Origin of the sequence: Runella aurantiaca, assembly GCF_003339505.1 — a bacterium.
In the GTDB taxonomy this organism is placed as follows: domain Bacteria; phylum Bacteroidota; class Bacteroidia; order Cytophagales; family Spirosomataceae; genus Runella; species Runella aurantiaca.
Genome location: NZ_QPIW01000002.1, coordinates 331,600 through 344,666 on the forward strand (window position 1 = coordinate 331,600; position 13,067 = coordinate 344,666).

The window sequence follows — 13,067 nt, forward strand, 5'->3', positions numbered from 1 at the left end:
ATTGCAACCCATGCAAAACCCGTATATTTCCTTGCTTCGTATTGCCTGGCGCTATGCCCGCCAGCAAAAAGGGCGTTATTTGCTTGTATATGGGCTGTTTGTTTTGGCAAATATCGTGTATGCCCTCAATCCGCTGCTTTATGGGTGGTTTATTGAAGCCATTCAAAAAGAAGGTACGGGCGTGATTGACCACGTGTGGATGTATGCTGGTGGATATTTGTTTTTGATGCTGCTGGAATGGGCTTTTCATGGCCCTGCCCGCGTGATGGAGCGTGAATTGGCTTTCAACCTCAGCCGCAATTTTTTGGATGAACTCTATCATCAAGCCCTGCATCTGCCGGTACGTTGGCATCAAGACCACCACAGCGGTGCTACCATCAACCGTATCCGAAAAGCTTACGAAGCGTTGAGAGATTTCTTTCAAAATGGCTTTATGTTTTTTCATGCCTTTGCCAAGTTTATTTTTTCGTTTGGTGCCATTCTATATTTTTCGCCTTTTTACGGGGGCATTGGCGTGTTGATTGGTGTATTGACGGTCTGGATTATTTTCAAATTTGACAAACCGTTTATCAAGGCACTCGACGAAACCAACGAGAAAGAACACGTCGTTTCTTCCACGCTTTTTGACAGTCTTTCCAATATCATTACGGTGATTACGCTTCGGCTCGAAAAACGAATGCAAAACAGCTTGATGGGCAAAGTAGCCGAGATTTTTCCGCCTTTTCGTCGTACGGTGGTTATCAATGAGTGGAAATGGTTTGTTGCTAGTGTGTTGATTGGAATTATCTACGTGGTAGTCGCCGTGGGCTATGTGTATGAGAATTATGTACCCAATACGGTGTTTTTGGTCGGTGGGTTGGTGACTTTGTTAGGGTATGTCAATCAGTTTACGAGTGTGTTTCAGGATGTGGCTTGGCAGTATACCGAAATCACTCGGTACAACACAGACGTGCAAACGGCCCGTGCCATTGGGGAGTCGTATTCCCAACAGCACCGGGCTGAGTCGGATGAAATCCTGCCGGCTGCTTGGCAAACGATTCAGATTCAACACCTAAACTTTTCGCACCAAGAGGTGTACGATACCGAAAAAGCCCACAGTTTGCATAATCTCTCGTTGACCGTTAAGCGTGGACAGCGGGTGGCATTTATTGGAGAAAGCGGTAGCGGCAAGAGTACATTGTTGGCGTTGCTACGAGGATTGTATCAGGCCGAAAATGGGCTAAAAGTCAGCATTGATGGGAAAGATTTTACGGGGTTGGGAATTATTAACGACACCGTAACACTCTTTCCGCAAGAACCTGAAATATTTGAAAATACGATTGAATACAACATTACGCTTGGGTTGCCTTTTGAAGAAACCGACATCATGGCGGTTTGCGCCACGGCGCATTTCGCGGAAGTGATTGCGCAATTGCCCAACGGACTGCAATCAAACATTCAGGAAAAAGGGGTGAATTTATCGGGTGGACAAAAACAGCGTTTGGCTTTAGCGCGGGGCGTATTGGCCGCCCGAAGTAGTGACATTGTGCTTTTGGATGAGCCAACGAGCAGCGTTGACCCCAAAACAGAGGTGCAGATTTATGACCGTTTGTTTGAAGAATTTAGCGGCAAGGCGGTTCTCTCCACGCTTCATCGCCTACATCTTTTGACCAAATTTGACTACGTATATATTCTTCAAAACGGCCGAATTGCCGACCAAGGAACGTTTGAGTACCTCCGCCAAAACAGCGCTATTTTTCAGGATTTGTGGAAACATCAGGAGAAAATACAAGGGTAAATCGTCTGTAGAAACCATAAAAATGCCCCCTAGTAATTTCCTTAGGGGGCATTTTAAACAAAAAAACTTCTTAGTTAATTACAACCTTTGCCACAACGGGCTGGTGGTCAGAAGGATATCGTTGCTCTTTCGCGTCGGTCAAGACGCCGTATTTTAAGACAGATATTTGCTTACTTGCAAAGATGTAGTCAATTCGGTTTTTCATCGGTGCATCAAACTTGAAGGAGTTAAATGTGCCTTCGGGGCCATAAGGGGCCATGGCTGATACCTTTTTTGCATCGCTGAGCAGCGTTTGCATTTCGATAATTTGCTCCGTTTCGGGGGTGGAATTAAAATCACCGACGCAAATCGTGGGTGCATCTTTGGCAATTTCCTTCATTTTTTGCACCATCAATTTTCCCGACTGGCGGCGGGCTTCAACGCCTTGGTGGTCAAAGTGAACGCTGAAAAAGTAAAACTCCTTCTTCGTCGTGGCATCTTTGAATTTTACCCACGAACAAATACGATTGCAGCAGGTGGCATCCCATCCTTTGGAAGGTTTATCAGGGGTTTGGCTTAACCAGAAATTGCCCGATTGTAATACTTTAAAACGGTCTTTTTTGTAGAAAATAGCCGAGTGTTCGCCAGCCTTTTGACCGTCATCGCGGCCAGCGCCAAAAAACGTAAATTCTTGCAATTCGGCAATGTCGTCCAACTGCCCGCGCAAGCCTTCCTGCGTGCCAAAAATATCAAATTCGTGGTAGCGAATCAGCGCTTTTACTTCTTCTTTGCGGTTAGGCCAAGCATTGACGCCGTCGTTGGGGGTGTTATACCTTACATTGTACGTGGCCACCACAATCGGGGTGTTTTTTTGTGAATAAACGTTTTGGACAAAGAGTGCAAACAGCACCCCTAAAAACAGACTTTTGTTCATTTGTGAAAGAATAGTGGTTTGAAATTGAGTGGATTACCAACCGGGATTTTGTCCTAAGGTTGGATTTAATAGTCTATCCGCTTCCGGAATGGGATAAAGATAGTATTTTTCATTCCATTTTCGAGGAATATTGGTCAACCAAGTGAGTTCTCCGTAGGTGTCGTTTTTCAAGCGCTGAGGGTTGGCCACGCCGTTTATGGTTTCTGCCACATTAATATACGTTACACCCGACAATTGAGTGGTAGGTCTTATTTTATAAAAAACGACGTCATTTTTCCCGTCTTCGTTCAGATCCAAGGGTTTGTCGAGGGCGGGTACGTAGAAACCGTTCCAGATTTGCTCCATTAATTCGCCGCGTTTCCAACGGATAATATCATGGAATCGGAAGCCCTCAAATACTAGCTCAATGCCTCGTTCGCGCCGTACTTCGAGTAGAGTAGCATCCGTAATTTCGGGGAAGTAATGGCCTTGAAGATATGCGTCAACGACGGTTGGTTTGGCGCTGAAACCACCCGTTATGCCTGCTCGTTTGCGTAGGGCTCCTACGGTTTTTGCCCAATCGGCATCGGTCAGGGTTTTAAGCTCTGCTTTTGCTTCGGCATAGTTGAGTAGTATTTCGGCGTAGCGCATGAGGCAGATGGAGTTTTCGTTGCGGCTTCCACCATCAAAATACGTATCATCCAGCGACCACTTGATGGGCATATACCCTGTGTACGTATACGAAAACACAGGCGGGGCAGGCTCCGCCGTTCCGCCGTTGATGCGGGTATAATTTCCCACCCGAATGGTTTGTTGCAGGCGTTTATCCCGACCTTTTACCTCTTCCATAAACGGGAGGACTTCGTGTCCTGCGCGGCTGGTAAAAGGTGTTCCGTCTATATTTAGGTAGGTATTTACGAAGGTACGATTCAAACTCACCCGCGCTCCGTAGGTGGCGCTGGTCCACCACCAGTTGGCGTCATTGAAGATGCTCAGGGCGGGGTCTACGATCGTAGCAAGCATGATTTCGGACGTAACAGGGGTTTTGCTCGTAAATAATTGACGGTAGGATTTTTCAGAACCACCTACTTCGTTGAGGCTGAAACCACCCTCTTTCATTACTTTATCGGCTGCATCGGCTGCTTCGGTGAGCCATTTTTCGGCGGTATCCATCAGGGTGTACGAGGTTTGGTACTTTCTGAAAGTTCCTTCAAAGAGACACACGCGTGATTTAAAACCATAAACCACGTATTTGGTAATCACGCTGCGGGTGTTGTCGTTGGTGGTGCGGATGTTTTCGCAGGCGTAGTTCAAATCGGCCAATACCGAGTCCATAACCATAGTGCGAGGGGCGCGGCCACCAAACAAGTCTCCATCTGAAACATCCAAGGGTTTATTAATCCACGGAACAGCACCAAAACGAACCACTTTGTCGTAGTAGAACCACGCTCTAAAAAAACGTGCGATTCCGTTGTAATGTTTACGCACGTCGACGGGGATGGAAGGGTTGGTATTGTTGGCAATAAAGTAATTGATGTTGCGCAATGCCGTCCACGACCAGCCTGTACTTTGGCGGGGGCCATAGGCTCCTTCGCGCAAAAAATCGGGCACTTGGGTGCGCACGCTGTAATCGGACATGGCGTCGCCTTTGTGAATTTCGCTGGCGCTGGGCAAGTTATCGTAAAAAGAAGCCGTGTATAATTCTAGGCCTTTTTCGCTGCTAAAAACGGCATCTTTGGTGGCTGTTGCCTCAGGCACCTGGTCTAATTCGCTGCAACCAGTGAGGCAAAACAGTGTCAATAAAAATCCTATCGTATATGTTTTCATTTGTGCAAGGCTGATTTTAACTTAGAATGTCGCTGATAGGCCGATGGTAATACTTTTCAAAATCGGATAGTTGTATCCGTTGCCGCTGTTTCCATTGGTGACCACGTTGTCGGACTGACCGAGGTTTTCTACGTCCAAATCGCGGGTGAGTTTGTAGAGTGGCGACCAGGTTGCGAGATTCTCGCCCGAAACAAAAAGTTTAGTCGTGCTCATTCCCCACTTTTTAATGAGCACGCGGGGCAAATTATAACCTATCTGAAGATTTTTCATTCGGAGATAGGCCGCGTTCTGAAGGTATTTAGTTTGGGCCTGATACAACTCCCCGGCGCTGTTTTGCGTTACGTACCCCCGGTAGCGCGGCAAGTAGGCATTGGGGTTTTGGGGCGACCAAATATTTCCCGTGTGCCATTCTGGCAACTTATTGTACGGACGGTTGTATTGTCCCCAAAAAATAGCGGCTTCGGGGCCGGGCCACCAATCCTGTTGCCCAATGCCTTGAAAAAAGGTCGAAAAAAAGAAGTTATGCCAGTTGGCACTGAGGATGATTCCGTAGGTGTAACGAGGCGTCGAATTACCGATGATACTGCGGTCGCCGGGGCTTGCTACGGTATTGTCGCCGTTGTCAATCTGGCCATCGCCGTTCAAATCTCTAAATTTTATGTCACCGGGCAGCCATTGTCCCGTGTTAGAGGCTTTAAACAAGGTTTGTTTGGCGGAGTTCTCCACGTCGCCGAGGGAGGTAAAGTACCCGTCGGTGGTATAGCCCCAAATTTCACCGATGGTTTGCCCCGCATAGTAGTCACTGAGTTTCTTGTTGGGATTGTTAAATTTGTCGATGGTAGAGGTATAATCAGCCATCGTAAGGCGCACTTCGTAGTCGAAAGGCTTACCACCTGCTTGAAATTTATCCCGCCACGACAAAACGCCCTCCCAGCCTTTGGTGGTGAGGTCGGCGTAGTTACCTTTGGGAATATCGGTCCCAAAAACCGCGGGTAGCGTCATTCCCACCGTAAACATATTGGTTGTTTTGCGAATGTACGCATCGGCGTTCAGAATCAGGCGATTGCTAAACATTCCTAAGTCAATTCCCACATCTTGCGTGGTGGAGGTTTCCCAAGTGAGGCCATCGGGAATGACGCTGGGTTGCCCTGTTTTTTGGGGACGGACTCCGTTTAAAATTCGGTTGGATTGCGAAATGGAAAATTGCTCCTGAAACGCATAAGAGCCAATGCTTCCGTTGCCGAGCGAGCCGTAGGAACCTCTGATTTTAAGGTCGCTGATAAATTTTGGCAAAATCTTCCAGAAGGATTCGTTGGATAGGCGCCAACCCGCTGAAACAGAGGGAAAAAATGCATAGCGTTCGTTGGATGGAAATTTGGACGAGCCATCGTAGCGACCGTTGAGTTCCAACAAGTATTTGTCTTTAAATGAATAATTGAACCGGTAAAAACCACCCACAACCGCCCATTTTTCCCAGCCGCCGCTCGTATTGACCGACTGTCCCAAGGCAAGGTTTATGTCGTTTGCATCTTCGTAAATCAGTCCATTACGTATGGTTTCGAGGCGGCGAAAAGTTGACAATTCGTAGTTATACCCCACCAACGCTTTTAGATAATGATTTTGACTGATTTTAGGCTCGTATTCCGCGTATAGGTTGGTAGCCGTGTAGAGTGTTTCACGGTAAATATTCTGCAAATCGTTGGTGCTTGTGCCTACGTATTCAATCACCCCAGGTTTACGGCTATAGGGTACGGGCACCCGCCTCCGATATTCGTTGTCGTCGGTATTCTGAAACGTAAAATTCCCTTTTATCCTGAACTGGTCATTGAAAAATTGGCTGGTAAAATCGGTCGTGTTTCTAAACACGCGTTTGTCCATGTCGATGCCGTTTTTGCCGTACCAAAAATCACCTACCGTATACGCCGCCGAATACGAAAGGGTTCCGTCAGGGTTAAACATCGGTGCCATCATGTGGCCTTCGTCGGCGATGTTGCGCCAGATGCTCCCGCCCTCACCTACGTTGAGCGGGTTATGGTATTTCATGGAAGAAAAATCGGCGTTATTAGTCACTTTCAACCACGGAAATGGCTGAATCGACCCTTTGGCCCGTACGCTCATGAGGCGGTAGTCGTCGGAATTGTAACGAAATAGGCCGCTTTGCGTATAATAACGACCTGTTACGTAAAAATCCGCTTTGCCACTGCTGCCCGATACCGAAAGGTTGTGCTCAGTGGCACTGTTATTTTCTTTGTATAATTCTTTGTACCAATCGGTATTTTCGTAGTAGACGTACTCGCCCGTGGCGGGGTCAATGTCCGTTTTGGTCAGGGTGGGGTCATTGTTCCTGCGTTCGAGTTCGGTCAGGTAGGCGGGAGAGAAGCGAAGTGTTTTATTTACGTTTTGTGGGGTCTGGGAATAATCATTCCAAGCCATCCAGCTTTCATTAAACATCTTTGCAAACTCATAGCCATTGGTCACGAATTTAGGGAGCGTGGTGGGGCTTTTGATGGAATGGTTGAGCGAATAGCTAATCACGGTCTTATCTTTTTGGGGGCTTTTGGTGGTAATCAGTACCACGCCAAACGCCCCTCGCGCCCCATAGATAGCCGCCGATGCCGCATCTTTCAGGACCGTTACGCTGGCTACATCGTTGGGATTGAGGCGGCTAGGGTCGCCTTCTACACCGTCAATCAAAATCAGGGCGTTTCCTCCCTGCCCAATGGAAGTAGTGCCGCGAATATTATACAATGGGGATTGAATGGGTTTGCCGTCGGCCATGCGCAGGTTTAGATTGGGAATTACACCCTGTAAACCTTGGGTCAGGTTGGGCAACGAACGGTTTTCGAGTACTTCGCTCGTCACTTGGTCAACGGCACCCGTGAGGTGTGCTTTCTTTTGGGTTCCGTAGCCTACAACTATGACTTCTGAAAGTAATTTGGAATCAGAATCCATCATAATCTCGAGATTGGTTCGATTGCCCACCATTATTTCCCGACGAAGGTAGCCAACGTAACTTAATACCAAAACCGTTTGTGAGGCAGGTGCAGAGAGGGTAAAGTGGCCGTTGACGTCGGTGGAAGTTCCTTTGACCGTTCCTTTGACCAAAATATTTACGCCCGGCAGTCCTTCGCCGTTTTCTCCTTTGACCGTTCCAGAGATGAGGGTTTCGGTGGCCGTACTTTTGGTGCGTTTAGGAAGTTCTAAGGGCGAAACAGTGATTCTTTGCGGTTTTTTGGTGAGCACGATTTGTTTTCGACTCACAATCTCATAGTTGATTTGGAGGGGCGAAAAAAGTTGTTCAAACACATTCTCCAGCTTTTCGTCTTTTACCGTCAGGTTGACCGTGGGTACTTTTTTAAGTATTTCGGAGCGATACGAAAAACGAACTTTTGCCTGTTTCTCGATTTTATTGAGCACTTGGCGCAAGGATTGGTTCTCAACCTTCAACGAGAATCGTTGGTTGAGGACATCCTGGGCTGCGGCTCGTCGGGTGTAGCCAACGCTCATCAACAGCAGCACGAAAACGAGTTGAGCAGTAGTAATTTTCAAGGCTACGTACAACCAATGATTAGTTGGAAAAAAAATTCATATTTTTGTTTGTTTTGTTCGATGTGGAAAACGCGGACACGACAAAAAAGCCCTGCTTCAACCGTATTGCAGACGGTTGAGGGCTTACTGTTTTTGGTCGGTGAACTGGTCCTTCACCGGCCATTTTGCTTTTAAAAAGAGGAGTGGATATAAAAATCTATTCAATAAAACGAAACTGAATGCAAGGTTATTGGCATCCGTTGGATTTAATGACAATCTGGGCTTCAATGGTTTCGTACTCGGCACCGATAGTACGGCAGAGTAAACGCAGACGCTCATAAAATACTTCGTCAGAAAAACTTATTGTAACAAAGCATTTTTTCAGCACTTCTTCATCGTACACCAGTTCTACCCCGTATTGTTGCTCTAAGTCACGCAATACGCTCACTGCCGAACGGTCGGTGTAAACCAATTCTTTCTGGTCGGCGATAATTTTGGTGGGATTTTCTACCAGCGATTTTACCAAAATCTCACCGTTTCTGACAAACGTTGCCTGTTGGTTGGCGGCGAGTAAAACCGTGTTTTTAAGGTCGTTAGATAGGTTTTTTCGCGACGATACCGCCACCTTGCCTTCCCGTACCGACACGTTTACGTTGGGTTTTCCCACAAAGGCCTGCACGGTAAAACTCGTACCTACTACTTGAGTCACCGTTTCGGCGGCGTATACCAAAAAAGGATGTTCGGGGTCACGTTTTACTTCAAAGTAAGCTTCTCCATCTAGGTATACTTCGCGTAGGTTTTCGAATTTTTTCGCAAAACTCAGACGACTTTTTGGGGCCAACTGTACCGAACTTCCGTCGGGAAGGCGAAGGTGCTGGATCTGATTTTGGGTGTTGATTCGTTCTTCCAGTTGATTGGTTGCGGTGGCAACGATGGTATCGTACGAAATGGGCTGTTGACGTTGCTGCCACCAAATCCATCCCGCGGCCATGACCAAAATGACGGCGGCTGCGGCAGCCCACCATCCTTTCAATGAACGAACGACTGGGGTGTGGGTTTTCTCCGATGTGTGAGCTTCTACAAACTGCCACATCTCGGAAAGTTGGGAATCGGAAGGAAAAAACTGAGGGCTTTCGGCGATGGCTTTGACCAAAGCTTGGGCCCTCAGTATATGGGGTTGTTGGTGTGGATAAGTCTGGCGATAATTTTCCCAAAAGGTATCCGACTCCGGCGTTGGGGCTTGTACCCAATTTCTGAAGTCCGGATGTTCGGCAAAATCACGCGCAGAAAATTCGGAAAGGGGCTTCATAAATAATAAATCGAATGGCGTGTAAACAGTAAACGTTTACCCCTCATGAAGAAAAAGCAGGAAACTTTATCGGTAACTCACTTTTTCTGATTTTTTTTGAAATTATTTAACCGAGAATTGAAAGACGTAATACAGCAGTACGTGAAGCAATGCATCGGGGAGGTTTCGGCGCAAACGCTGAATGGCCCGTGTGATTAAATTTCGGGCCGATTGGTCGTTGATTTGCAGTATTTCCGCGATTTGATCATATTCCAACCCATCATAAAAGCGTAGTTGGAGCGCTTCGTATTCCCGCGCCGAGAGCTGTTCAAGCTGAGATTTTAACCACTTCACATTCGCATCAAACGTTTCTTCCGTAATGGTCATTTCTTCGATAGAAGGCCACAGGTGCGTATCAGGAATCTCATGGTCTTGTAAAGAATTTAGATCGGTACGCCACTCATTTTGGTAAGAACGGTGAATCTTGCGCCGCAGCGCCCGATACAGATAAAATCGAATCGAAGTGGTGGCACTCAACCGCTCGCGCGTGTCCCATATTTCCACAAAAAGCTCTTGCACAGCATCTTGAGAGATTTGCGGGTCGTGGGTCAGCTTGTAGGCATAGTTATAAAGTACTTTCACAAACCGTTCGTAGATTTCGGCAAAGGCCTTTCTGTCCCCTCCTCTAAAGCAATCCCAAGCGAAGGCTTCATCAAAACTTGGCAACGATTTTGAAATCATTTCAATCAAAGGATTTATACCGCAAAAGTAATCGAATTGCGTTGATTTAACATTGAGGCAATATTACGTGTAAATTAAGTTTAAAATTACCAAAAAAGTGAGTGACATTGACCAGTTTGACATTAAAAAATGGTTGGAATATAGAAATAAATCAGGAAACAACTGAATTTTACCTTGCTTGATGAAGGACTAAAATGTAGGAAGTTCAAAAATAAGCCCCGTTATTTGGGGCCGCTTCAACTTAACTTCCTTTTACCAATTCAACATAAAATTTTACCACATTTTTAAAATCAGTTATGCTGATGCGCTCGTTGGTGCCGTGGGGACGTTTAAGGTCTTCTTCGTTCATGCGAACGGGCATAAAACGGTAGATATTTGAACACACGTTGCGGTAAAAACGCGCATCTGTAGCACCTACCACCAGATAGGGGGCTACAATCACTTCTGGGAAACAGCTTTTGATGGTTCGGTGCAACGCCCGAAATCCAAGGGTAGCGGTATCAGAAACGGGGGAAGGCTCGGAGTCAAACTGTTTGAGCGTTTCAATAGTAATGCGCTCGTTATCAATGGTTTTTTTGACATACTCGGCTACGCCTTTTACAGAGTCACCGGGCAAAATCCGAAAATTTATTTTGGCGATGACCTCCACAGGAAGCACGTTGTCTTTGACACCTGCGTGAATGACAGTGGGGGCAATACTGGTGCGGACCATGGCGTTACCAGCGTTGGTTTTAGCAAGAATATTGACAATCACTGGCTTGAGTAGCCAACGATTTGCCATGGCTAATTTGGTGCCGAAGGGCATTTCGGGGGCGAGGTAATCCTGTAAATAACTGGCCGCACCTTCCAAACGCGCGGGAAAAGGATTTTTCTGAAGCTTGTCAATCGCTTCGGCCATCATGCCGATACTGGTTTGGGGTGGTGGCATGGACGAATGGCCTCCGTCGCCCACCGAGGTTAATTGAAGTGTGGTATAGCCTTTTTCGGCGATGCCAATGAGCGCAATAGGAGTGGTGATGCCCGACACACCATCGGTTTTGATGGTTCCGCCTTCATCCATGACGTACTCTAACTGTACTTTTCTGGTTTCAAGCAGCGCCGCAATTTGGCGTGCCCCGTAGCGCCCCGAAACCTCTTCGTCGTGGCCGAAGGCGAGATAAAAGGAGCGCTCAGGTTGGTAGTTTTGCTTCAATAAATACTCAATTGCTTCCAAAACCCCGATAACCGTTACTTTGTCGTCCAACGTACCACGACCGTAAATAAAACCTTCGGTAATATCTCCCGCAAAAGGTGGGTGTTTCCACATTTTTTCGGTGCCTTGTACTACGGGGACTACATCGTAGTGGCCCATCAGCAGGGCAGGTTTGAGGGCAGGATTCTTTCCTTTCCACTCAAACAATAAAGCGTAGCCGTTAATCCGTTCGCGTTTGAGGCGGGCGTGGGTGAGGGGGTAAGTTTGTTCGAGAAAACCAATGAATTTTTCGAACTGTGTACTGTCCATGAGCGACAAATCTTCGTACGAAACGGTACGAATTTTAACGGCATCTGACAGGTGCGAAAGGGCAGAATCGCTGATGGCTAGGGTGGGTGCGGGTGCTATGCCAGCCATTTGTTTGGAAGAAATGCGGAAGGTGTTGAACAACAACACGCCAATCAATAAAACAAGGCCAATGGCAATGACTCGGAGTGCGTTTTTCATCGGGGAGTGCGTCGGTTATGAAAGCGTCTTGCAAAATCAAAAATATCCCTGATTTTAGCAAGAAGCTTGCTCAGGTACGGAGGCTCGTTTTCTGCATCCATCTGGCGGTTTAGATGCTAGCTGTGTCCGACGGTTCCAAACCGTCAGACACTACTGCTTTCACAGACTCTATCAGCCTTGGCGTACCAATTCTACAAAATCAAACGCAATGGCGTGCTTTTCGTCGGTTGCATGACTTACCCTACTTACTTCCCGCCACTCTTCTTTATTAGGAATATTGAGATAGGCATCTCCTTCAAACTCCGCTTTTACTTCCGTCAGATAAATTTTGTTGGCTACGGGCAATGTCATTTTGTATACTTCTGCCCCGCCGATGACGAAGGCTTCGTCGGTGCCTGTTTGGCGTGCGGCTTCAATGGCTTCGTTGACTGAGTTGACAATAATTACACCTTCAAATTGCCATTCTCGATTTCGTGTAATGACGATAGATGTCCGGTTGGGAAGGGGTTTTCCGATGGAGTCAAATGTTTTGCGCCCCATGATGATGGGGTGGCCTGTGGTGAGGCGTTTGAATTGCTTCAAATCGTCGGGCAAATGCCAGATGAGCTGATTATCACGCCCGATAACGCCATTTTGGGCCGCTGCTACGATAAGAGAAATAAGCATGGAGGAGCAGTTTTTGCCAAAGGTCGTGTTTTTACAACTATATTTCTAAAATGTTGTTCAATACAACTTCAAAATCAATTAATACATTACCACCGTCTAATGCTTCCGAAAAGGCTTTGGTTTCTACTGGTTGGTTTGGGCGATAAATATAGGTTTGTTGCTCACTCATGGAGATCAACCAACCCAATCGTACGCCGTTATTAATCCATTTCGTCATTTTTTGTTTCAAATCTTCTACATTGTCCGTGTCTGATTCCAGTTCTAACACGAAGTCAGGGGCCATGTGTGGAAATGATTTCTTTTCGGCGGTCGACAATTGTTCCCAGCGTTCTTTCCGAATCCAAGCAACATCGGGAGCACGCATTGATTTATCTGGTAGAAAAAATCCTCCGTTGGAGTCAATTACTTTTCCTGCTTTGGTGCGGCGGTTCCAAATGACAAATTCACCGTTTAATTCACTGTTGTTTGAGCTTGTCAGGAGGTGGGTAGGGGACATATTTATAAAAATTTGGCCATTCTCATCCCGTTCAACTTGAAGGTCGGGATTGGATAAACAGAATGTGACCAACTCGTCGTCGGTAAACTGGTCGCGGGCTGGTAGGTTTAACGGAATCACCATGAGTGCACCTGTGGATTGTAGAATACTTGA

9 protein-coding genes are annotated in these 13,067 nt (G+C 46.8%); 1 reads left to right on the top strand and 8 read right to left on the bottom strand.

The window, feature by feature from the left end; translation table 11 throughout:
* The first annotated feature begins 10 nt into the window (after window positions 1-10).
* On the top strand, window positions 11-1,777 hold the full coding sequence (locus DVG78_RS04535; protein WP_114460046.1) for an ABC transporter ATP-binding protein: 1,767 nt from the start codon (window positions 11-13) through the stop codon (window positions 1,775-1,777).
* A 70-nt stretch (window positions 1,778-1,847) separates the two neighbouring features.
* On the opposite strand, the gene DVG78_RS04540 is transcribed toward DVG78_RS04535, so the two are convergent.
* The 8 genes from DVG78_RS04540 to DVG78_RS04575 all read right to left on the bottom strand — a co-directional run bounded on the left by DVG78_RS04540 (window position 1,848) and on the right by DVG78_RS04575 (window position 13,037).
* Window positions 1,848-2,690, bottom strand: a complete 843-nt coding sequence (locus DVG78_RS04540) for an endonuclease/exonuclease/phosphatase family protein (RefSeq protein ID WP_114459863.1) — start codon at window positions 2,688-2,690, stop codon at window positions 1,848-1,850.
* Window positions 2,691-2,723: 33 nt separating this feature from the next.
* Window positions 2,724-4,496: a RagB/SusD family nutrient uptake outer membrane protein gene (locus DVG78_RS04545; RefSeq protein ID WP_114459864.1), complete on the bottom strand. Its 1,773-nt coding sequence runs from the start codon at window positions 4,494-4,496 to the stop codon at window positions 2,724-2,726.
* Window positions 4,497-4,517: 21 nt separating this feature from the next.
* The gene (locus tag DVG78_RS04550; protein WP_310589112.1) at window positions 4,518-8,045 is read right to left on the bottom strand and encodes a TonB-dependent receptor; all 3,528 of its coding nucleotides are present in this window, start codon (window positions 8,043-8,045) and stop codon (window positions 4,518-4,520) included.
* 226 nt (window positions 8,046-8,271) lie between these two features.
* Complete coding sequence (locus DVG78_RS04555; RefSeq protein WP_114459866.1) at window positions 8,272-9,333, bottom strand: FecR family protein; 1,062 nt, start codon at window positions 9,331-9,333, stop codon at window positions 8,272-8,274.
* Window positions 9,334-9,435: 102 nt separating this feature from the next.
* Entirely contained in the window at window positions 9,436-10,053 is a 618-nt protein-coding gene (locus tag DVG78_RS04560) for an RNA polymerase sigma factor (RefSeq protein ID WP_114459867.1), read from the bottom strand.
* 241 nt (window positions 10,054-10,294) lie between these two features.
* Window positions 10,295-11,752: a M20 family peptidase gene (locus tag DVG78_RS04565; RefSeq protein WP_114459868.1), complete on the bottom strand. Its 1,458-nt coding sequence runs from the start codon at window positions 11,750-11,752 to the stop codon at window positions 10,295-10,297.
* 171 nt (window positions 11,753-11,923) lie between these two features.
* Window positions 11,924-12,418 (bottom strand): dihydrofolate reductase, encoded by a 495-nt coding sequence (locus DVG78_RS04570; RefSeq protein ID WP_114459869.1) that lies wholly within the window; start codon window positions 12,416-12,418, stop codon window positions 11,924-11,926.
* Window positions 12,419-12,455: 37 nt separating this feature from the next.
* Window positions 12,456-13,037, bottom strand: coding sequence for a Uma2 family endonuclease (locus tag DVG78_RS04575; protein ID WP_114459870.1), 582 nt, complete (start codon window positions 13,035-13,037; stop codon window positions 12,456-12,458).
* Window positions 13,038-13,067: the final 30 nt, after the last annotated feature.

Excerpts from the sequence above, each read along its gene's own strand:
- DVG78_RS04535 (WP_114460046.1), top strand. The coding sequence starts at position 11 with ATGCAAAACCCGTATATTTCCTTGCTTCGTATTGCCTGGCGCTATGCC.
- DVG78_RS04540 (WP_114459863.1), bottom strand. The coding sequence starts at position 2,690 with ATGAACAAAAGTCTGTTTTTAGGGGTGCTGTTTGCACTCTTTGTCCAA.
- DVG78_RS04545 (WP_114459864.1), bottom strand. The coding sequence starts at position 4,496 with ATGAAAACATATACGATAGGATTTTTATTGACACTGTTTTGCCTCACT.
- DVG78_RS04555 (WP_114459866.1), bottom strand. The coding sequence starts at position 9,333 with ATGAAGCCCCTTTCCGAATTTTCTGCGCGTGATTTTGCCGAACATCCG.
- DVG78_RS04560 (WP_114459867.1), bottom strand. The coding sequence starts at position 10,053 with ATGATTTCAAAATCGTTGCCAAGTTTTGATGAAGCCTTCGCTTGGGAT.
- DVG78_RS04565 (WP_114459868.1), bottom strand. The coding sequence starts at position 11,752 with ATGAAAAACGCACTCCGAGTCATTGCCATTGGCCTTGTTTTATTGATT.
- DVG78_RS04570 (WP_114459869.1), bottom strand. The coding sequence starts at position 12,418 with ATGCTTATTTCTCTTATCGTAGCAGCGGCCCAAAATGGCGTTATCGGG.
- DVG78_RS04575 (WP_114459870.1), bottom strand. The coding sequence starts at position 13,037 with ATGGTGATTCCGTTAAACCTACCAGCCCGCGACCAGTTTACCGACGAC.